Below are 19,347 nucleotides of genomic sequence, written 5' to 3' on the forward strand. Positions count from 1 at the left end.
CTTGCTCGCCCCAGCCAATGCTTTTTCGGCATGGCCACTATGCCCATGATGGCCACCAATAATGGGGCCTTCCGGATTTCCGTTGGTAACTGACGGGCTATTGTCCTTCCTTGAGGACGCGCGTGAAGGCCACTGACCTGTTCTCTCGGATTCTCGGTCTGACCGAGCCCTGGTTTGTTGAGGTGGTTGACCTGGACACGGTGGAAGGCCGGGTGGACATCCGCGTGGAGCATGGCCCTGGTGTTCGCTGGTCCTGCCCCACTTGTGGCCGTGAGCTGGCTTGTCGGGATCATACCAAGCCTCGGGGCTGGCGTTATCTGGACACCTGTCAGTTCAAGACCTTCCTTCACGCACGGGTTTCGCGAGTGGATTGCCCCGAACATGGCGAGGTGCAGGTCAAAGTACCATGGGCTGAAAGCAAGGGGCGCTTCACGCTGCTGATGGAACGGTTGATCATCGACGTGTTGACCGAGCACGCCACCGTCACGGGGACACGACGCATCCTGCGTCTCACCTGGGATGAAGCATGGGGCGTCCTGGAGCGGGCGGTACGCAGGGGCAGGTAACGCAAACAATCACAGCCCGCCCGGTACATCGGCGTTGACGAAAAAGCCTTTCGCAAGAGGCATAACTACGTGACCGTGGTGTTCGACCTGATCAACAGCACCGTGGAGCACGTGGCCGACGAGCGCAAGGCGGAGAGCCTGGAAGCATACTATCTCTGGTTCACGCGAGAGCAACTGGAAAAGGGCGTGACGAAGGCCTCAATAGCAATATCATGACATCAAGAGAAAGGCCTGCGGCGACAGGAACCGGGATCACTTCATGACAGCCATCTTCGTCTGCGGCTTGGACCTTTACCCGGTCAGTTCGTGAAGGGGGTTTACCCACGAAAAATCCGGGAGAGCCTGTCCTAATACCTAGCTTCATACCGCGCGGAATGCTATAAATACGCTTCCCAATTGGGAGTATATATTTGGGCAAGCTCAGGCGAGCGGATATTGAGAAGATTCTCGGCGTTCTTCATCTTCAGCCGCCTTGGTGAAGTTATAACTGCCAGTAATCACCGTCTTGTCATCCAGGACCATGACCTTGCTGTGAGCAATGGCATGGACCGCATCGATGAAGGTAGGAATGCCCGAGTTGGCCAGGAAGGTCGCACTAGTTTACTGTTCGCCCTTCTGGCTCTTGTCGAGGATCACCTGGACCTTGACTCCTCGTATGTAAGCTTCGAACCAAATACCTTGGCTATTGGCTCTGCCGTGAATGAATAGGCCTGGACAAGGATGTTCTGTTGAGCTTTATTGATCTCAGACACGATTGCCGCTTGCCTCCTCCATGTGGACTGAAAAAGGCGGAAACCGGAGCGTTTTTGAGGACTAGGTTTCGAGCCTGGAGTGGTCTAGCGGGGGCAACTGCCAAAAAGAGTATAAGAAGGAAACTTGTAGCTATTTCATTTGTTTTTCCTGGTGGAGCGATTGAATATGGAAAATAAGGACAAACTTCGCCAGGATCTGTTAAGCATCTTTTCAAAACTCGAAACGCACGACATGTCTCTACAAACAAATGCCATCATCGCGCCACATGCGAATTAATCAGTGGCAAGCTGTTTATATGTATGAAAACGGTTGTCGACTTGACCGATCAATATTATGCGGGTATTCGTGTCAGCAAAGAAAAATCATTCCATCACGTGTTAAAAAGCATTCTGGCGGCAATAGCAAGGCTGCCGGAATAAATGAAACAACAACCGTCTCTCTTCCTCTGGGTGGAAATTATTGCTCAAAAATTCTACATTTAAAGCCAGGAATTTACTAATTTCAAATGGAATTGAGTTTGATTTGAATGAGAAACGACTTGATAGTCAAGCCTCGTCCGTGTGTTAATTATCTGCGGACTTATTAACTCATGACCAAGATCGGTGATCGACTCAAACCCGAAAAGCCGTGGGCCATCCTCGGCATCTCGCGAAAGCGTTACGAATCTTCAAAACCTTGGAAAGGTGCGAAGATATCCCGCGAACAATTTGAGCAAAGTCTCAGGTTGTTGCCCAATGAAATTGTACGAGAAATGAAGCAGCCGCAGCAGCTGACCTGCTTACTGAAAGCTTGCTAGAGTCATTGTGAAATTAGTTTATCTCAAGCCAAAACGGAGACTTGTATTTCAAACAAATCGCTCCGAAGCCAGACTATTTAAATCGAAAGCCAGTTAAGATGTACAAAATGCGCAATACTCAAAATTTTACATAAATTGCAACCTAAAAAACAACTTTTATTATGGTCAACGAGGTAAGCCATGACTTCCAAAGACAGGAAAAACATCGAGGAACTGTTGTTCAAAATATATCCTTCAAATAATTACAAAGACATCTCATTTGAAGAGTACATAGAAAACTCCGCAAGAATCATTGAAAAACTTTACTCGACGCTCGATGGTTTATCCATCAAAAATATAAGTCGCAGAGACTGGGAAGACTTATTTGAAAAATATTTTGCTTGTCTACCTTTTTCATGCAGGCTTTTGTTCTATCACACAAATCATAAATCATCAGGCTTTTGGCAATATAACATAAAAGAGGACTACATAAACAGCGCAAACAAGTGGCCAGACTTTTCAAGGTCATATTATGATCACACAAAATTAGAATTTAATGAAAACATAAATAAATTCATAACTGAGATTGAATCACTCCCCATGGATTATGAATTCTATTTTCCAATTCATGCAAGCAACTACTTTCGGCTGCCAATCGCGGATGACATATATTTTTCAGACGACGAGTCATGCCGCAATCACCACAAAGAAATAAATCATTACGCTGAACACTTTATTGTCATAAAATGCAAAGGATACGTCACGCCGACCATTAATGAAAGTCATGGCTTTTGGAACCAATCATGCAAAATTGCTTTGCAAAAATTTAAAGAAGTTATTATTTTAATGGAATCACTCAAGCTTATTGAAGATGGATGGGAGGGGAGAGAATTTGACCAGAGATACATTGTCAGCGCTGAAAGGAAAGCCGAGGGCAGCTCTTTATTTGACGAGTCTCTATCAACAGACATATTTGGGGACACAAGATTTAATAATTATCTAGCACACCTAAACATTGACTTTACAGCCTTTAAAAAGGACAATGTTTTTAACATCTTGAACAAAAATACTCCAAATGAAGAACGACACTCTCACAGGTACACAACACTCCAAAAATTAATCAAACTACTGAGCCTTTCAAAATACGACGACTTAACGAATAATTTGAAATCTGCCTGTAAGTGGATATTTAATTCGAAGATCGAAGAAGATCAAGAGGTGTCATTGGTCATGCGATGGATTGCGATTGAGTCACTACTTGGCGATGACTCAAAAGATAGAATACTGGACAAACTCTCTGACAGGTATTCATTTTTAGCTGGAAGGAATTCTAAAGAACGAAATGAAATGAAAAAAACATTTAACAAGCAATACGGGATTAGAAGTGCGTATGTACATGGAAGGAGCTTTGCCGCAGACAGAACAAGCCATGACAATGATTTGAGTAATAATATTCTTGAGACAATACTTCAAAAAGAAATAATAAATATGGTTTCTTTGTTTGACACGGATTTTGGCAATAATTGTAGCATCGAAACAAGCCAAAATAGTACACAATGAAGCATTGCCGAATAATTAGCACAAAAAATAATTCCTTTCAGACTGTCATAGAAATTTAGAATGCTTGGTTGAAATCAGCCAATAAATTGCTATAATCAGCTTTAGATCAAACGTGATTGAAAATATACAGGATGCTGAATCAGTATTAAAAAACCAACAGTTCAAAGTATTCTGGGCTCGTGAACTCGTTGATCCAGACTAGTTCTTCCTTGAGCGTGCGCAAAAAGCGCTCCGTATCGGCGTTGCCTTTGGGGTTGGAGCAGCTGGCTAAAGCCTGGTTGACGCCCATGACCCGGCAGGCCTTCATGAAACTCACGGACGTAGGCTGAAAGCCATTATCGGACATCAGGTTGAGTCCTGCTCCCCGAGCAACTTCGGGAAACTGTCAGTTCACAGCCTGTTTAAGGCGTCCAGCCAGTGCCAAGCCCGGGCCTGTAGCCCCGCGTAGTGCCTCACGACCTTCTTGGTGTGCCAGCCCAGCACGATCAGCACGTACACCCAACCGAAGTCCTCGATCATGACCTTGGTCATGTCGATGCCCCACCACTGATTAGGCCGGGAAGGTCTGGGTGAGGCGGTTATGACGATCTCCGTGGTTAGGGTGCCTGAAGCTTCGCAACTCCGCAGCTAACACAGCCAGGAGCAACATGACCACCTCCTCTTTCGAGGGGGACTGACAGGTTATAACCATCTCACTTCATTCGACAACCTCGCCAAGCCTTGCCCCGGTGAACCTGAGTATCAAGTACACCAGCCAATACCTTCCTCGAATTAATCGCTTCTTTCCATACGCAGGTGAATTGTCAAACCAGTTCTGGAAAGTGTATGTGAGTGCATCAACCTCACGTCATTAATCGCAGTTGGTTGAGATCGGATTGCTGCGAGTGGTCACAGTCAACTTGAACGGAGTGAGGTTCTTGGACGTTGACTACGCCCATGCTATGCCATGCTTACTAGTTAGCATGTTAAAAAATGAGGGGTAGCGGTGGGAAATTTTAAGGCCACATCACTGGAGCAAATCCTACATCGTGACAAACTTTACATGGATGGCACTTACGGGCCAGCCATTGCTGATTACCTGGCTACCAATCTAGATAAAAGTATTTACTTTCGCTCTGAACATGTTGCGACGAGAAAAGTATTTTTATCACCACTGGAAGATAAGTCGTCATGCACTCTGACTTACGACATGTACAAATCAAATAAAAGCAATTACATCGTATTGTCGAGCAATTTTAAGCGTACAGTCTCAATGAATGAAAACACATTTAAAAAAGATTACCATATCGAAAGCCTTGAGAGCGCGTACTTTTCTACTCATAGCTACGAAATTGAAATTATTACCTTGCTGCTTTCTCTTGGGCTTCCATATTCTTATGACAACAAGACGCTAATCAGTGACGCCACGCAATTTCATGAATTCGTCAAGAGCGCCCATGGAGGAATTTTATGCTGTGCATTTGATCATATTTATATCAATTTAAAATATCTAGAGCATTTTTTTGTTTTGCACCACCTTCCTCTGCCGACACCATTGTTCCCAGAAAATGATTTTAACACAGAGTCTTTTTTTAAAAATTTTGACCTTGACCCAATGAGAAAATGGAGTGTTGGGGACTTATTTTCCAGGCACTATGCGTCTAAGAGCAAAACAGACATGATTTTTCCACTAGGTGATCTCGAAGCAGTTTCAAACGATCATTGCCGGCATGATTTCGACCAAGGAGCTCATCACCTGAAAAGTGACATCAAAAAAGGGAAATTTTTATTGAAAGGTCACTTCTGGCACTGTGTGTTTAATGGAAAGGACACTACAATCAAAGACCAGGATGGCATGCGATATATTTTCACACTGTTAAGCAATCCATATAAAAGCTTTAAGCCGCTTGAACTGTACAATTCTCTTCCAAAGAAATCATTGCTAAACTCTCAGTCTAATATAAATTTTGCGAAACAAAACGATGCCCATACTGAAGGTATGCACAAAAATACTTATAAATTTTACAATACCACTACTTGCACAACAACTGAAGATGTCAAAGAAGAAATTGAGACGCGCCTCAAGATCTTGTGCCATGAAAAAGAAAACAATATTATAGACGAAATAAAATACCGTAATGAAGTAAAAAAACTCAAAGAATCATACTCAATATTTATCAACAGAGATAAACAGCCACTCGATAAATCTTTAAAGTCAATACATGACTCCGTCAGGGCAAGGATTAAATGTGCACTATCTTGTCTAAAAGAGTCACATCCCGGATTGTTTGAGCATCTTTCGCACATTCTTACAGGAGTCGACTCAAAATTAAATCGAGCCAAAACTTACACATACAGACCTCAGCTTGTAACTGAATGGATTCTTCACGAATAGGTGCCATCTAAGGCCTTCAATTCCTTCGCATTCTCGACTTATTTTTGCCCCCCCTGGTAAAGTTACTCTTCATTCTGGATGGTTAGCTTGACTCCATCATTCCTGTGCGACTTAAGATGTCGCTAGGCGCACAGTTTTGTCGCCCTTGCAGTGATTGAGGGATCCCCTCAATCACTCTGGAGGCTTTCTCCCATGACCCTCACGGATCAGGAATTTGGTCGCAGGTTGACCGCCCAGGACGTGGCTAACCTCGTTGGCAGGCGCGTCGGGTCGGTGTATAAACGCTATCGCGACTATGGCGGCTTCAAAGACGGCCGCCGCATCCTGTTCTTTGAAAAATGGGTAGTGGAGGCCCTGCAGCGAAGGAGAAGCGAAGATGCCTATTCGCAGGAAAGACCGCAAGGGTCAGATATACTGGTACGGCAAGATCACCTTGTCAACGGGGAAACGTGTCGAGAAGCGGTGCGAGTCGAAGCGCGAAGCGCAGGAGTGGGAGGTTCTCGCACGGTCGAGGGCCGAGAACTTCAAGGAGACCGACACGATCTCTTTGGCGTATCTCGCTGAGCGCCACTTGGATCATGTGAAAACCAGGCTTTCCAGCAAGTCATATGAGGAAAAGTGCCGTATCTTCCGGCGACTGTTCAGGACCATTCCTGCTACGACACTGGTGAGCAAGGTAACCTACGGCCGCATGGAAACATTCCTTGACCAGATCAGCAAGGAAAAGTCTGGCCACCGGGCAAACAAGTACCGTGTACACCTTGTACGTGCGTACAACTGGGGAATAAGGGCGGTGGGACTGCCCAGTCCTAACCCCTGGCTCGTCGAACGGTACAAGGAAGTGAAGAGCCCTCGGTACGTCCCCACCGAAGAAGACTTCTGGAACGTCTACAACCATGCGAGCGACGATGAAAAACGTATCCTGCTGATGTTCCTGCACTCTGCGGGTCGGATGCAGGAGGTATACACCTTAAAGTGGGAGGATGTGGACGTCGAGAACCTACGCTTTAGGCTCTGGACGAACAAGCGCAAGGGCGGACGGGAATTCGACTGGATTCCCATGACCGACGATCTGCTCGTGACCATGCGCACTCAGCGCCTGAAAACTGGTTTTCATGAGTACGTGTTCATCAATCCGCGTTCCGGCACCAACTACAAGTGCCATGACCACCTGATGAAAAGGCTTTGTGAAACTGCTGGGGTCAAACGTTTCGGTTTCCATGCGATCCGCCATTTGTCGGCGAGCATCCTAGACAACGCCGGAGTACCGTTGTCAGCGATCCAGGCGATCCTGCGCCACAAGTCGAGCCACACCACGGCGCGTTACCTGCATTCGCTTACGGGTACGAAAGTGGCTCTGAACGAGGCGTTTGGAAAGTCCAAAACCCGCGCGAATGTGACCCCAATGAAGAAGGCCCAGGAAGTTGCAGCTTCCTAGGCCTCTGAAGAAAAGGTGAGTCAACAGGTGAGTCACTTTTCGGCGCGCCGTGCGCCGAACCTGTAACCCGCTGAAATGCTTGGTACCGGGAGGGGGACTCGAACCCCCAAGGCCTTGCGACCGGCGGATTTTGAGTCCGCTGCGTCTACCAATTCCGCCATCCCGGCAAATGGGCTTTCCTCTTTAGGCCCGCGCCCTCGCCGTGTCAAGATTGCCTTGTGCTCACCCTGTCAAACTGGTAGCTCCGTGGGCTCCATGAACATGCCTGTGGGTACCATCGCCAACGCCCTGGCCATCGTCGCCGGGAGCCTGCTCGGCCTTATGATGCACGGGCGTTTCCCCGAATCGGTGAAGCGCATCGTGTTCCAGGGCCTGGGCCTCTCCGTTCTGATCATCGGGCTGCAGATGGCCCTCAAGATGGACAGGCCCCTGGTGGTGGTCTTCAGCCTGGTGCTGGGCGGAATCGCCGGGGAGCTTCTGCGCCTCGAGGAGCGCCTGGAGTCACTTGGCGGGGCGCTCAAGCGCGTCACCCGCTCCACCAACGCCATGTTCACCGACGGTTTCATCTCCGCCACGCTGATCTACTGCGTGGGCTCCATGGCCATTCTGGGCTCCCTTGACGAGGGGCTGCGCGGCGACCCCACCATCCTGCTGACCAAGGCCACGCTGGACGGCTTCGCCTCCATCCCCCTGGCCTCCACCTACGGCGTGGGCGTGATGTTCTCGGCCGTGCCGGTGTTCCTCTACCAGGGGTTCATCGTCTTCGGGGCCGGGGCGCTGCGGGGGGTAGTCACGCCGGACCTGCTCACCCAGATCACGGCCACCGGGGGCATGCTCATCTTCGGCATCGGGGTGAACCTGCTGGGCTTCATGCAGATCCGGGTGGGCAACCTGCTTCCCGCGCTTCTGGCGGCTGCGCTCTTGAGTTTCGCTCCCATTTAGGTCACAAGGGTGTCACCATGCACGAAATGTCCATCGCCCAATCCATCCTGGACATCGTCACCCAGGAAATGGAGAAGAACGGCCTCAAACGGCTGATCCGCGTGAAGGTCAAGCACGGCGCGCTGACCAACACCGTGCCCGAGGCCCTCGAGACGTGTTTCATGGCCCTCACGGCCAAGACGCCCATGGAGGACGCGATCTTCGAGATCGAGGCCATCCCGGCGAAATACAAATGCTTCTCCTGCGGCACGGAGTTCACCACCGAGGAGCGCGGACGGCTTCTGATCCCCTGTCCCTCCTGCGGGGAGGATTTCGGGCATACCGTTCTGGCGGGCAAGGAACTCTACATCGAATCCATCGAGGCGGAATAAACATGAAAGTATCCGTGGTTCGCAACGTCCTGGAGGCCAACGAGCGCCTGGCGCAGGAGCTCAAGGAAGTTTTCGCCCAGCGCGGCATCCTGGCGCTGAACCTGATGAGCTCCCCCGGCGCGGGCAAGACCAGCCTGCTGGAGCGCACCCTCGCCGACCTGCGCGACGAATTCAAGATGGCGGTCATCGAGGGCGACCTGCAGACCGACAACGACGCCCGCCGCGTGGCCGCCACCGGGGCCCAGGCCGTGCAGATCAACACCGAGGGCGGCTGCCACCTGAACGCCTCCATGATCCTGGAGGCGCTCAAGCAGATCGACATGGAAGGGCTGGACATCCTGTTCATCGAGAACGTGGGCAACCTGGTCTGCCCGGCCGAGTTCGACGTGGGCGAGGACTACAAGGTCACCCTGCTCTCCGTGACCGAGGGCGACGACAAGCCCGAGAAGTACCCGCTCATGTTCAACCTGAGCACGGCCTCGGTGCTGAACAAGACCGACCTGCTGCCCTACGTGGACTTCAGCATGGAGAGCGCCATGAAGCACATGCGCGCCCTGAACAAGGACATCGAGATCTTCCCCACCTCCTGCCGCACGCGGGAAGGGCTGGACGCCTGGTACGACTGGCTGCGCAGCAAGCGGGCCGGGAAGAAGAAATAGCCACGAGAAATTGCGAAGTGTTGCTTTAAGGGCGGGGGCGCGGGCCTCCGCCCTTTTTCGTGGCGCGGGGGGCCGTGTCCCGTTTCCGGCATCGGCTGGCCCGTCCGCGACTGTACGCCCTCCCCTCCTTCGTGTTACAGGACGCCCCGTATCCTTACCCCGCACATCCCGGAGGTTCCCCATGTCCGACCTGTTCACCGGCATGACAATAGGCTCCCTCGCCGTCCCCAACCGCTTCGTGCGCTCCGCCACCTGGGAGGGCATGGCAGCTGACGACGGCTCCGTGACCCCGCGCCTGGCCCAGTACGTGGCCGACCTGGCGCGCGGCGAAGTGGGGCTCATCATCAGCGGCCACAGCTACGTCAGCCCGGAGGGCAAGGCCGGTCTCAAGCAGATGGGCATCCACGACGATTCCATGAACCAGGGCCTGGCCCTGCTGGCCGGCGCCGTGCACGAGGCCGGGGGGATCATCGCCCTGCAACTGGCCCACGCCGGCTCCCAGGCCAACACGCAGCTCACCGGCCTGCCCGCCGTCGGCCCCAGCCCCATTCCCATGCCGGACGGCTCCACCTGCCGCGAGCTGGACCACGCGGGCATCGCCGCCCTGGTTGCGGCCTTCGCCAAAGCCGCGGCCAGGGCCAAGGCCGCCGGGTTCGACGCCGTGCAGGTCCACGCCGCCCACGGCTACCTGCTCTGCCAGTTCCTCTCCCCGGCCTGGAACAAGCGCACCGACGAATACGGCGGCACGCTTGAGAACCGCGCCCGCTTCCTGCTGGAGGTGGTGGCCGCCGTGCGCGAGGCCGTGGGGCCGGACTTCCCGGTGCTGGCCAAGATCAACTCGGAAGATTTCGTGGAGGGCGGCCCCACGCCCGAGGACGCCGCTGCCGTGGCCAGGATGCTGGAGGCCGCCTCGGTGGACGCGGTGGAGCTGTCCGGCGGGTGCAGGCCCGCGGGCGAGGCCTTCATGCCCGCGCGCAAGGGCCGCATCAAGGGGCCTGAAGCGGAAGTCTATTATCGGCGGGCCGCGAAGCTCTGCAAGGACGCGCTGACCATCCCGCTGATCCTGGTGGGGGGCGTGCGCTCGTTCGAGGTGGCGCAGGAGCTGCTGCACGGCGGACTGGCGGACTTCATCTCCCTGTGCCGCCCGCTCATCTGCGAGCCGTGGCTGGTGAAGCGCTGGCGCGAGGGCGACCGGCGTCCGGCCGAATGCGTGTCGGACAACGCCTGCTACGGCCCAGGGTTCGCTGGCGAAGGCATCCGCTGCGTCACCCTGGAGAAGAAGCGCGCCCGCGCCGCAGGCTAGGCTCCCGCCCGGAGCATTGCAGCCGGGCAGAAGCAAGAGGACAGCAAGCCCGCCGGGCCGCCCGCAGAACACATCACGCCCATCCGGCTGGCTCCGCGCAAGAAAACAGGTCCGATGCATGGCTCACCATGCATCGGGCCTGACTTTCTGACGATTCTTCCGGCTGAGCCTTCCGGGCGGGCTACACGAACTCCCGCTTGTTCAGCCCCAGCATGCAGAACACCTCGTAGGTGATGGTGCCCCACCAGCCAGCCAGGTCCTCCGGGGTGATGCGGCCTTCTCCATCGCCGCCCAGCAGCCAGATCTCGTCGCCGTGGGCCGCGCCCTTCACGCCGGTCACGTCCACGGCGCACATCTGCATGCACACGCGCCCCAGCACCGGGACCCGCTGGCCCTTGAGGCACATCTGCGCCTTGCCGGTGAGGCCCCGGCTGTAGGCGTCGGCGTACCCTGCCGCCACGATGGCCACGGTCATGTTCTTCTCGGCGGTGTAGGTGCAGCCGTAGCTGATGCTCTGGCCCTCGCGCAGCGGATGCACGGAGAGAATGCGCGTCTTCACGCTCATGGCGGGCTTGAGGCCCCGCCCCACCTCGGCCAGGGGCGTGCCGTGCAGGGGATTGCAGCCGTAGAGCGCGATGCCCGCGCGCTGGTTGTCCATGTACAGGTCGGGCCGGGTGAGCATGGCCGCGGAGTTGGCCATGTTGGCCGTATGCTCCAGGCCGTGCTCCAGCAGGGCGCCGCGGATGGCGTGGAACTGCTCGGCCTGCTCGCGCACGTAGTCCGCCGACTGGGGCTCGTCCGCCGTGGCCAGGTGCGTGCTGACCATCTCCAGCTTCACGTTGTCCATGTTCCTCAGGCGGCGGGCCAGGGCGGGCACGTCCTCCAGGGTGAAGCCCAGGCGGCGCATGCCCGTGTCGAACTTGAGCGCGACGGGCAGCACGCTGGTGTGGCGGGCCTGGGCCTCCTGCAGGGCGTCGAGCTGCTCATGGCAATGGAAGAAGCCGACGATGGAGTCGTTCCAGAGGGCGTCGTAGTCCGCCTGGTCCAGGGGGCCAAGCAGCGAGATGATGCGCCGGGCCACGCCGCTGGCGCGCAGGGCCACGCCCTCCTCCACCGTGCCCACGGCGAAGGTCTCGGCCCCGGCCTCGGCCAGGGCGCGGCAGACCTCGATGAGGCCGTGGCCGTAGGCGTCGGCCTTGACCACCGGCACGGCCGCGCCGCAGCGGCCGTTCAGCAGCTTGAAATTGTGGACGATATTGGCCAGCTCAATGACCGCAGTCACCTTGTTGTACAGGATGCTCATGGCTACTCCGTTGCCGGACGGTGCGCTATCGGATAGGAGGCGGGCGTATGAGCAGCTACAGCACCATCCGGGTATTGCCTCCCAAGCTCCAGAATCAGATCGCCGCCGGTGAGGTGGTAGAGCGGCCTTCGAGCGTCGTCAAGGAGCTGGTGGAAAACAGCCTCGACGCCGGGGCGGATCGCGTGCAGGTCACCCTGGAGGGCGGAGGCGTGGGCCTGATCCTGATCCAGGACAACGGGCGCGGCATGGACCAGGGCGAGCTGCGCCTGGCGCTCACCCGCCACGCCACCAGCAAGCTCGTCCAGGTGGAGGATCTGGAATCCATCGCCACCTTCGGCTTCCGGGGCGAGGCCCTGCCATCCATCGCCTCGGTCTCCCGGCTGCGCCTGGCCTCCAAAAGCGAGGACTCCCCTGACGCGGGCTTCATGGACGTGCACTACGGCGACTTCCGCGAGGAAGGCCCCACCGCCATGACCCGGGGCACCCGCGTGGAGGTGCGCGACCTGTTCGCCAACGTGCCCGCGCGGCTCAAATTCCTCAAGTCCCAGGCCACGGAGCTCAAACGCTGCCAGGAGGTGCTGGAGCGCGTGGCCCTGGTCCGGCTGGACGTGGCCTTCAAGCTCACTGTCGGCGAGCGCACGGTGCTGCGCTTCGTTGCCGGGCAGAACCTGCTCTCGCGCCTGCAGGCCGTCTGGCCCCCAGCCGTGACCCAGGCCCTGACTCCGGTTGAAGGCGAGCTGCACGGCAGCCGCGTGGCCGGTTTCGCCGGGCTGCCCCATGCCGGGCAGGCGAGGCCGGACAGGCTGCTCTTCTATGTGAACAACCGCCCCGTGCAGGACCGCGTGCTGCTGCGCGCCGTGCGCGACGCCTACAAGGGCCGGATGCTCTCCCGGGAGTATCCGGTGGCTGTGCTCTTCATCGAGACCCCGCCCGGCGAGGTGGACGTCAACGTGCACCCGGCCAAGACCGAGGTGCGCTTCCGGGACGAGAAGCTGGCCTTCTCCCTGGTGCGCCAGGCCGTGGCCCGCGCCCTGGACCTGGGCGCGCCCTCCGCCCCCATGACCCGCGTGCTGGACCACCAAGGCCCCTCCCTGGCGGACGCCGGGCCGGAGGAGCTGGATCTCGGCGCGGCTGCCGCCCCCCCTCGGGAGGACTTCGCCCCCCAGGCCCCGTCCGGCCCCAAGTACGCCACCTACCGCCAATACCTGAGCGAGGTGGCCCGCGAGGAGAGCGACGGAGGGGAGGCCTGGCCGCGACCCGGCCGGACGGAGGGGCGGCGCACCGATGAATCCTGGCGGGACGACGCCGCGCCCGGCCATGCCATGTCCGCGAGCCGCGAGCCTGGCGAGGGGGGGGAGGTGCGCTTCCGGCCTTCCGGCGCCCAATCCCTGCGGGACCGGGAGGCGCGCTACGCCGCCGATACGGACGGCCCGTCCTTCGCCCGCCCCGACCGGCGGGAGCCGCGACCGGCCGCCCGCGCCGGGGGCAAGGCCGCCGGGCTGGAATATCTGGGGCAGATAGCGGGCACCTACCTGATCCTGCGCATGCCCGGGGAGGGCCTAGCCGTGCTGGACCAGCACGCCGCCCACGAGCGCGTGCTCTACTCCAGGATGCGCGAGAGCCAGAGCAAGGGCCAGAGCCAGGCCCTGGCCATCCCCTTCGAGCTGTCCCTGCACCCGGCCGAGGAGCGCAAGATCACCGCCCTCTGGAGCGAGCTGACCGCCCTGGGCTTCCAGTTGGAGGGCGGGCGGCCGGGCGTGGTGGCCGTGCGGGGCATCCCGCCGCTTCTGAGCACCGGGCAGGCCAAGGATTTCCTGAAGGAGCTGGTTGCCGGGCAGGCCCGCAAGATGGAGGACCTCTGGGCCATGATCTGCTGCAAGGCATCCATCAAGGCCGGGGACGCGCTGGCCCCGGACGAGGCCCTGGCCCTGGTGCGGGAGTGGGCGGCCGCGCCTGACCGCGACTACTGCCCCCACGGCAGGCCCGTGGTGGTCACCTGGGACAAGGCCGCGCTGGAGAAGCTGTTCAAACGGCGCAAGTAGCGCCTGCCGTCAACATCCCGAGGCATGCGATGGAAATGAACCTCGCGGACGAGCTTTCGCGCATCAGGACGCTCTTCTGGCTCCAGTACCCGGCCAGGCGCGTGCTGGATCTTCCGCACACGCCGCTGGTCACGGGCAACGACGCCCGCTTCGTGTGCTTCGGCTCCTGCTTCGCCTCGCACATGCACGACTCGCTGCGCCAGGTGGGCATCGAGAGCTTCCGCAACCTGCCCACCACCTTCGGCTACAGCTTCGAGTCATTGGCCCATGTGCTCCGTGCCGCCGACGGAACCGACCCGGCCTACGCCGAGCGCATCCACGAGTATGCGGACAGCCTCGGCGGGCACAACCCCTACCTGTTCCACTTCGACCACAGGCTGCACACCACCCGCGAGGAGACCGCCGCGCTGCTGGAGCGCGAGGTTGAGGCCCTGCGCGAGGCCCTGCGCCGCTGCACGCACGTGGTGGTCACAGCGGGCACGCCCCACGTCATCAGGCTGAAGTCCAACGGGCTGTGCATCAACAGGTCCAACGGCATCCCGGCCTCGGAGTACGCGCACCACAGGAACACCGTTCAGGACGAGCTCCTCCACGTCGGCTCCATCCTGGCGAGCATCCGCCGGATTCGTGGGGGCGGCTTGCCGGAGGTGCTCTTCACCGTCTCGCCCCAGCGCTACGGCTTCAACGCCCGCGAGGTGGGCAAGGTCCCGGCCGCGCAGATACCGGAGTGCCGCTTCGTGGAGAACTCCCTGTGCAAGTCCATCCTGCGCGTGGCCGTGCAGGCCGCCATCGAGGAGAACCCGGGCGAGCCCCTGCGCTATTTCCCGTCCTACGAGATCGTGTTGGACGAGCTGCGCCCCTTCGAACCCTTCGAGCGCGACCTGATGCACGTGGACATCCACCAGACCGGCAATCACGTGGTCACGCGCTTCATGGAGGCCCACTTCAGCGCGGAGATGCGGCAAAACGTGGTGGCCGTGGCCAAGGGCCTGCGGCTGGAGAACGCCGTGCGGGCCAACAGCGGGGCGCAAGGGATGCGGGGGCACTTCCTGCCGGAGTTCAGCGAACTTCTGGAGGGATATCTTGCCCGCATCCCGGCCACGGGCTGCAACGAGGTTCTGGGCAGGATCGTGCTGGACTGCGCCGAGCTTCTGGAGGTCTGGGAGGAGCTGGCGGAATCCCTGGCGTGCTACGCCGCGCTGGGGCCGCAGGACTCGGTGCTCATCTGGGGAACGGGCGGGAGATTCGAGCGCTATCACCGCAACCTGCTGCCGCACCTCACGAAAAAATGCAGGGTCGTCCTGGCGGACAGCGGCAGGCACGGCGAGATTATCGACGGGATCACGGTACAAAGCCCCGAGGACCTGGCCGGAACCGCGCACAAACTGGGAATCGTGGCCTCCACCTTCAGGGAGGCGATCATGGACGCCGCCGCGCGGTTGGACATCGGGTTCGAGCGTCTGTTCTAGAACCGCCCCTCACAGCCAGGGCGTCTGCGCTTCAAGATACCCCCGCACATAATCCCCCACGCCGTCCTCCAGGGAGGTGAACGGCGCGTGGTACCCTGCCTCGCGCAGGCGGTCCATGGGCGCCTCGGTGAAGTACTGGTAGGTGTCGCGGATGGCCTCGGGCATGTCCACGTATTCGATGCGGGGCTTCTCGCCCATGGCGGCGTACACGGCCAGGGCCAGGTCCCGGAAGCTGCGGGCCTTGCCCGTGCCCACGTTGAAGACGCCGCCCACCTCGGGGTGCTCCAAAAGCCAGCAGACCACCTCGGCGCAATCCTTGACGTAGACGAAATCCCGCAGCTGGCCGCCGTCCTCCCAGCCGTCGCGGTGGGAGCGGAACAACCGCACCGGCCCGCCCGCGCTGATCTGCTCGAAGGCCTTGCAGGCCACGCTGCGCATGTCGCCCTTGTGGTATTCGTTGGGGCCGTAGACGTTGAAGAACTTCAGGCTGGCCACCCTGTCCAGCCAGCCCTCGCGCCTGGCGGCCAGGTCGAACAGGTGCTTGGAGTAACCGTACATGTTCATGGGGCGCAGGCGCTCCAGCCCCTCGGAGCCGTCCTGGAAGCCCTGGGCGCCGTCGCCGTAGGTGGCGGCGCTGGAAGCGTTGATGAAGCGCACCCCGTTCTCCAGGCACCAGCGGCACAGCTCCAGGCTGTAGCGGGTGTTGTTGTCGTGGAGGTAGTCCGCGTCGCGCTCCGTGGTGGCGCTGCAGGCCCCCATGTGCACCACGGCCTCCACCCGAGACGGATTGCCGCCCTGGGCCAGGGAGCGCCGGAAGTCGTCCTTGTGGCGGTATTCGCTGTAGCGCAGGCCCGGGAGGTTGCGCCACTTCTCGCCCGTGCCCAGCGCGTCCACCACCAGGACGTCGCCCTGCCCCAGCGCGTTGAGCTTCCAGACCACCGCGCTTCCGATGAACCCGGCTCCCCCGGTGACCACGATCATACCAGACCTCCATGGCGCGTTTCGCCAACAACCTGATATCCCGCACTAAGTCAGGGCGGTGCCAATTGCAACCCGCCACAATGCTTGGCAGGGGCTCGTGAAATGATGTACAAGGACGAATCGCCCCAACCAACCCAGTGAGGCACGCATGCATATTTTCGATCAGTTCGAGCAGGCAGCCAGAACGATCTATACCCAGGCGGCCGACGATGAACGCATCGTCCACAACCCCGGACCTGACCGCCTGCGGCGCATAAGCCTTCAGGAACCCGATGTTTTCGAGACGGTCTACGGCAACCTTGTCGCCATCACGGAGCCCACCTCCCGGGCCAAGCCCTTCACCCGGAACAACATCGACGACGAGTTCGGCCAGGCCGAGCTGGACCTGCTCCAGCAGGCCGTGACCAACCTGCAAGACCAGCCGCTGATCTGCCTGGACGTGCTCATCCGCGACGAGGCCACCCCGGTCACCGCGCGCCTCATCGTGCCACGCCGCTTCGCCCACATCGCCTACGGCGGGCTCAAGCTCTTCGGGCCGCGCGTCAACGACGTCACGGACCCCACCTACCAGGTGATCTTCTTCCACGACGAAGCCTGGGCGGGCAACTCCTCCAAGGTGCTGCCCGAGAAGGACATCACCATCCGCCTGGCGCTTGGCGAATCGGGCCGGATGATCAAGTTCGTGCGCAACTCCAGCTACCTGGGCGAGTGGAAGAAGGGCGTCTTCGCCGGGGAGGACTGGCGCGCCAAGCTCGGGCGCGAGGGCATCTTCCTGCACTCGGGCTGCCGCCGCGACACCCTGCAGATGAGCAACGGCGACATGCAGACCAAGACCTCGCTGTTCGTGGCGCTCTCCGCCAACGGCAAGACCTCGCTGACCTGCCGGGTGCTGGCCCGCAACATCGGCGAGGAATCCTGGCTGGTGCAGGACGACGGCGGCATCCTCAAGCGAGACGGCTCGTTCCACGGTTTCGAGCAGGGCGGCATCTACGCCAAGACCGACGGCCTGACCCCGAGCGAGCAGATCGAGACCTTCTACGGTGCGCTCAAGCCCGACGCCTACCTGGAGAACGTGCACGTCACCGCCGACAAGGGGCTCGACTTCTTCAACATCGAGCGCACCTCCAACGGCCGCGCCGTCATCGAGCGGCGCGACTTCATGCACGCCGCCCGCTTCATCGCGGTGAACGAGGTGGACAACCTGTTCATCATCACGCGCGGGCCCACCATCCCGGCGGTGGCCAAGCTCTCGCCCTGGCAGGCCACAGCCTTCATGGTGCTGGGCCAGTCCATGGAGTCCTCCGCGGGGGATCCCACCCAGGCGGGCAAGATCAAGAACGTCTTCTTCTACGACCCCTTCCTGGCCGGGGACCGCGTGGAGCACGCCCACCTGTTTCACGAGATCCTCAAGTGGAACCCACACATCGACTGCTACCTGCTGAACACCGGCGGCGTGGGCGAGGGCGAGCACTACCACAAGATCACCCTGCACGACACGGTGAACATCCTGGAATCCATCCTGCGCGGCGACCTGGAGGACTGGGAGATCTGCGAGGCCACCGGGCTCAAGGTGCCCAGGGCCGTGCGCGGGGTGGAGTCCATCCTGCTGCAGCCGGAGAAGCTCTACTCCAAGGCGGAGTTCGAACAAAGGCAGAGCGAGCTGTTCGCCACCAGGAAGGCCATCCTGGAGTCCTACCCGGGGCTGGACAAGGCCATCGTGACCTCCATCAAGAAATAGGCGCTCGCGGCGACGGCCGCGGCGGCACATTGCGCAGCGCCCCGCCCCCCCCACCGGGGGAGGCGGGGCGTTGACGTTTTGGGGGGTCTGTCGCGAGGAGGGCGGCCCGTTCGCGTCCAAAGGCCCTGACGCATCCCTCGCCGTCCTGCCGCCCGCAACGAAACGGCCCGCCCCGCTTCTTGCCATCCCCCTGCGGACGAAAGGTCAAGCGGCCCCGATTTCCCTGGCTGGAGCATGCGCTCCCCTGGCCGCCCTCCTGGCAGTGACATCATCCCCTCCCACCTCTTCCTCTGGACCTTGGCGGAGCACATGCGCTACAACATACTCAAGCTGGCGCCCCGCCGACAGGTTCCGGCCAACCCCATGTGTACAACCCTCTCCCGCAAGAGCCGGAGGTATATGGTCATGCATCCCGAAATCACCCCAGAGGACGTCGAACTGCTGCGCGCCCAAGGCATGAACGAGGAAGACCTGGACCACTCCCTGACCGTGGCCGAACTGGCCCTGGACATAGCGGAGAGGACCGGCGCGGCCCTGGACATGCGCCTGGTGGCGCGCGGCGCCCTCTTCCACGACCTGGGCAAGACGGTGACCCACGCCATCGAGCACGGAAAACTCGGCGCGGAGCTGGGCGCGAAGCTCGGCCTGCCGCCCGAAGTCTGCGCGGTGATGGAAAAACACATTCGGGGAGGACTCAGCGAGGCCGAAGCCCTGGAGTTCGGGCTGCCCGTCAAGGATTACGCGCTGCACCGCCTGGAGGAGCGCGTCATCATCTATGCGGACAGGCTGGTGGACATCATCACGGAGGGGAAGGTGCCCCTGAGCGGCCCGCGCGACGCGGAGGACCGCTTCGAGGAAATCCTGGCGGCCTACCCCAAATACGGGAAGAACGCCGTCACCATGGCCCGCTACTTCGGCTATCACCGGGAGATTCAGGGGCTCATCGCGGCCGCGGAGAACATCTCCTCCCCGGCCTGAACCCGGGGCTGAGCGCCTGCCCGGACCGAACCGGGGAGGCCGCATCAAGCTTGGCCGGATGTCTCAAGGAGTGGCCGGAGGAGACCATTTCCTCA

At 59.2% G+C, this 19,347-nt stretch carries 19 protein-coding genes and 1 tRNA gene; 14 read left to right on the forward strand and 6 right to left on the reverse strand.

The genetic code is table 11. The features are described 5' to 3' along the window. Nucleotides 1-122: 122 nt before the first annotated feature. Together MLE18_RS03355 and MLE18_RS03360 are read left to right on the forward strand one after the other, a co-directional pair. On the forward strand, nucleotides 123-566 hold the full coding sequence (locus MLE18_RS03355) for a transposase family protein (protein WP_243367386.1): 444 nt from the start codon (nucleotides 123-125) through the stop codon (nucleotides 564-566). Between the two features lie 27 nt (nucleotides 567-593). Next, nucleotides 594-782, forward strand: a complete 189-nt coding sequence (locus MLE18_RS03360) for a transposase (protein ID WP_336605559.1) — start codon at nucleotides 594-596, stop codon at nucleotides 780-782. A gap of 204 nt (nucleotides 783-986) precedes the next feature. On the opposite strand, the gene MLE18_RS03365 is transcribed toward MLE18_RS03360, so the two are convergent. Beyond that, complete coding sequence (locus MLE18_RS03365; protein ID WP_272881476.1) at nucleotides 987-1,151, reverse strand: phospholipase D-like domain-containing protein; 165 nt, start codon at nucleotides 1,149-1,151, stop codon at nucleotides 987-989. Between the two features lie 757 nt (nucleotides 1,152-1,908). On the opposite strand from MLE18_RS03365, the gene MLE18_RS03370 reads away from it, so the two are divergent. After that, nucleotides 1,909-2,115: a hypothetical protein gene (locus MLE18_RS03370; RefSeq protein WP_243367391.1), complete on the forward strand. Its 207-nt coding sequence runs from the start codon at nucleotides 1,909-1,911 to the stop codon at nucleotides 2,113-2,115. Between the two features lie 180 nt (nucleotides 2,116-2,295). Then, nucleotides 2,296-3,654, forward strand: coding sequence for a HEPN domain-containing protein (locus MLE18_RS03375; protein ID WP_243367393.1), 1,359 nt, complete (start codon nucleotides 2,296-2,298; stop codon nucleotides 3,652-3,654). Nucleotides 3,655-3,799: 145 nt separating this feature from the next. On the opposite strand, the gene MLE18_RS03380 is transcribed toward MLE18_RS03375, so the two are convergent. Both MLE18_RS03380 and MLE18_RS03385 read right to left on the reverse strand, forming a co-directional pair. Then, nucleotides 3,800-4,000: a hypothetical protein gene (locus MLE18_RS03380; protein WP_243367395.1), complete on the reverse strand. Its 201-nt coding sequence runs from the start codon at nucleotides 3,998-4,000 to the stop codon at nucleotides 3,800-3,802. 44 nt (nucleotides 4,001-4,044) lie between these two features. Next, nucleotides 4,045-4,185 (reverse strand): hypothetical protein, encoded by a 141-nt coding sequence (locus MLE18_RS03385; protein WP_243367397.1) that lies wholly within the window; start codon nucleotides 4,183-4,185, stop codon nucleotides 4,045-4,047. 511 nt (nucleotides 4,186-4,696) lie between these two features. Between MLE18_RS03385 and MLE18_RS03390 the strand changes: the two genes are divergently transcribed. Together MLE18_RS03390 and MLE18_RS03395 are read left to right on the forward strand one after the other, a co-directional pair. Further along, nucleotides 4,697-6,028: a hypothetical protein gene (locus MLE18_RS03390; protein WP_243367398.1), complete on the forward strand. Its 1,332-nt coding sequence runs from the start codon at nucleotides 4,697-4,699 to the stop codon at nucleotides 6,026-6,028. Nucleotides 6,029-6,404: 376 nt separating this feature from the next. Continuing rightward, nucleotides 6,405-7,466 (forward strand): tyrosine-type recombinase/integrase, encoded by a 1,062-nt coding sequence (locus MLE18_RS03395; RefSeq protein ID WP_243367399.1) that lies wholly within the window; start codon nucleotides 6,405-6,407, stop codon nucleotides 7,464-7,466. An 80-nt stretch (nucleotides 7,467-7,546) separates the two neighbouring features. On the opposite strand, the gene MLE18_RS03400 is transcribed toward MLE18_RS03395, so the two are convergent. Beyond that, a tRNA-Leu gene (locus MLE18_RS03400) sits at nucleotides 7,547-7,633 on the reverse strand. A gap of 94 nt (nucleotides 7,634-7,727) precedes the next feature. On the opposite strand from MLE18_RS03400, the gene MLE18_RS03405 reads away from it, so the two are divergent. The 4 genes from MLE18_RS03405 to MLE18_RS03420 all read left to right on the forward strand — a co-directional run bounded on the left by MLE18_RS03405 (nucleotide 7,728) and on the right by MLE18_RS03420 (nucleotide 10,741). Next, nucleotides 7,728-8,408, forward strand: a complete 681-nt coding sequence (locus tag MLE18_RS03405) for a DUF554 domain-containing protein (protein WP_336605555.1) — start codon at nucleotides 7,728-7,730, stop codon at nucleotides 8,406-8,408. A gap of 17 nt (nucleotides 8,409-8,425) precedes the next feature. Beyond that, a complete protein-coding gene (locus MLE18_RS03410) occupies nucleotides 8,426-8,779 on the forward strand; it encodes a hydrogenase maturation nickel metallochaperone HypA/HybF (RefSeq protein ID WP_243367401.1) in 354 nt (117 codons plus the stop codon). A 2-nt stretch (nucleotides 8,780-8,781) separates the two neighbouring features. After that, complete coding sequence (gene hypB, locus MLE18_RS03415; RefSeq protein ID WP_243367402.1) at nucleotides 8,782-9,438, forward strand: hydrogenase nickel incorporation protein HypB; 657 nt, start codon at nucleotides 8,782-8,784, stop codon at nucleotides 9,436-9,438. A gap of 181 nt (nucleotides 9,439-9,619) precedes the next feature. Then, nucleotides 9,620-10,741, forward strand: a complete 1,122-nt coding sequence (locus MLE18_RS03420; RefSeq protein WP_243367403.1) for an NADH:flavin oxidoreductase — start codon at nucleotides 9,620-9,622, stop codon at nucleotides 10,739-10,741. Nucleotides 10,742-10,922: 181 nt separating this feature from the next. Here the strand turns inward: MLE18_RS03420 and alr are convergent, their stop codons facing one another. Beyond that, the gene (gene alr, locus MLE18_RS03425) at nucleotides 10,923-12,044 is read right to left on the reverse strand and encodes an alanine racemase (RefSeq protein WP_243367405.1); all 1,122 of its coding nucleotides are present in this window, start codon (nucleotides 12,042-12,044) and stop codon (nucleotides 10,923-10,925) included. A gap of 47 nt (nucleotides 12,045-12,091) precedes the next feature. Here alr and mutL point away from each other — a divergent pair, with 47 nt between their 5' ends. Continuing rightward, the gene (mutL, locus tag MLE18_RS03430) at nucleotides 12,092-14,086 is read left to right on the forward strand and encodes a DNA mismatch repair endonuclease MutL (protein WP_243367407.1); all 1,995 of its coding nucleotides are present in this window, start codon (nucleotides 12,092-12,094) and stop codon (nucleotides 14,084-14,086) included. Nucleotides 14,087-14,115: 29 nt separating this feature from the next. After that, the gene (locus MLE18_RS03435) at nucleotides 14,116-15,555 is read left to right on the forward strand and encodes a GSCFA domain-containing protein (protein WP_243367409.1); all 1,440 of its coding nucleotides are present in this window, start codon (nucleotides 14,116-14,118) and stop codon (nucleotides 15,553-15,555) included. Between the two features lie 9 nt (nucleotides 15,556-15,564). Here MLE18_RS03435 and rfaD read toward each other — a convergent pair whose 3' ends face one another. Further along, entirely contained in the window at nucleotides 15,565-16,536 is a 972-nt protein-coding gene (gene rfaD / locus MLE18_RS03440; protein ID WP_243367410.1) for an ADP-glyceromanno-heptose 6-epimerase, read from the reverse strand. 148 nt (nucleotides 16,537-16,684) lie between these two features. Here rfaD and MLE18_RS03445 point away from each other — a divergent pair, with 148 nt between their 5' ends. Next, entirely contained in the window at nucleotides 16,685-18,274 is a 1,590-nt protein-coding gene (locus tag MLE18_RS03445) for a phosphoenolpyruvate carboxykinase (ATP) (RefSeq protein WP_243367411.1), read from the forward strand. Between the two features lie 309 nt (nucleotides 18,275-18,583). Further along, complete coding sequence (locus MLE18_RS03450) at nucleotides 18,584-19,252, forward strand: HDIG domain-containing metalloprotein (RefSeq protein WP_243367412.1); 669 nt, start codon at nucleotides 18,584-18,586, stop codon at nucleotides 19,250-19,252. Nucleotides 19,253-19,347: the final 95 nt, after the last annotated feature.

The organism is Fundidesulfovibrio soli, assembly GCF_022808695.1.
Taxonomy (GTDB): Bacteria; Desulfobacterota; Desulfovibrionia; order Desulfovibrionales; family Desulfovibrionaceae; genus Fundidesulfovibrio; species Fundidesulfovibrio soli.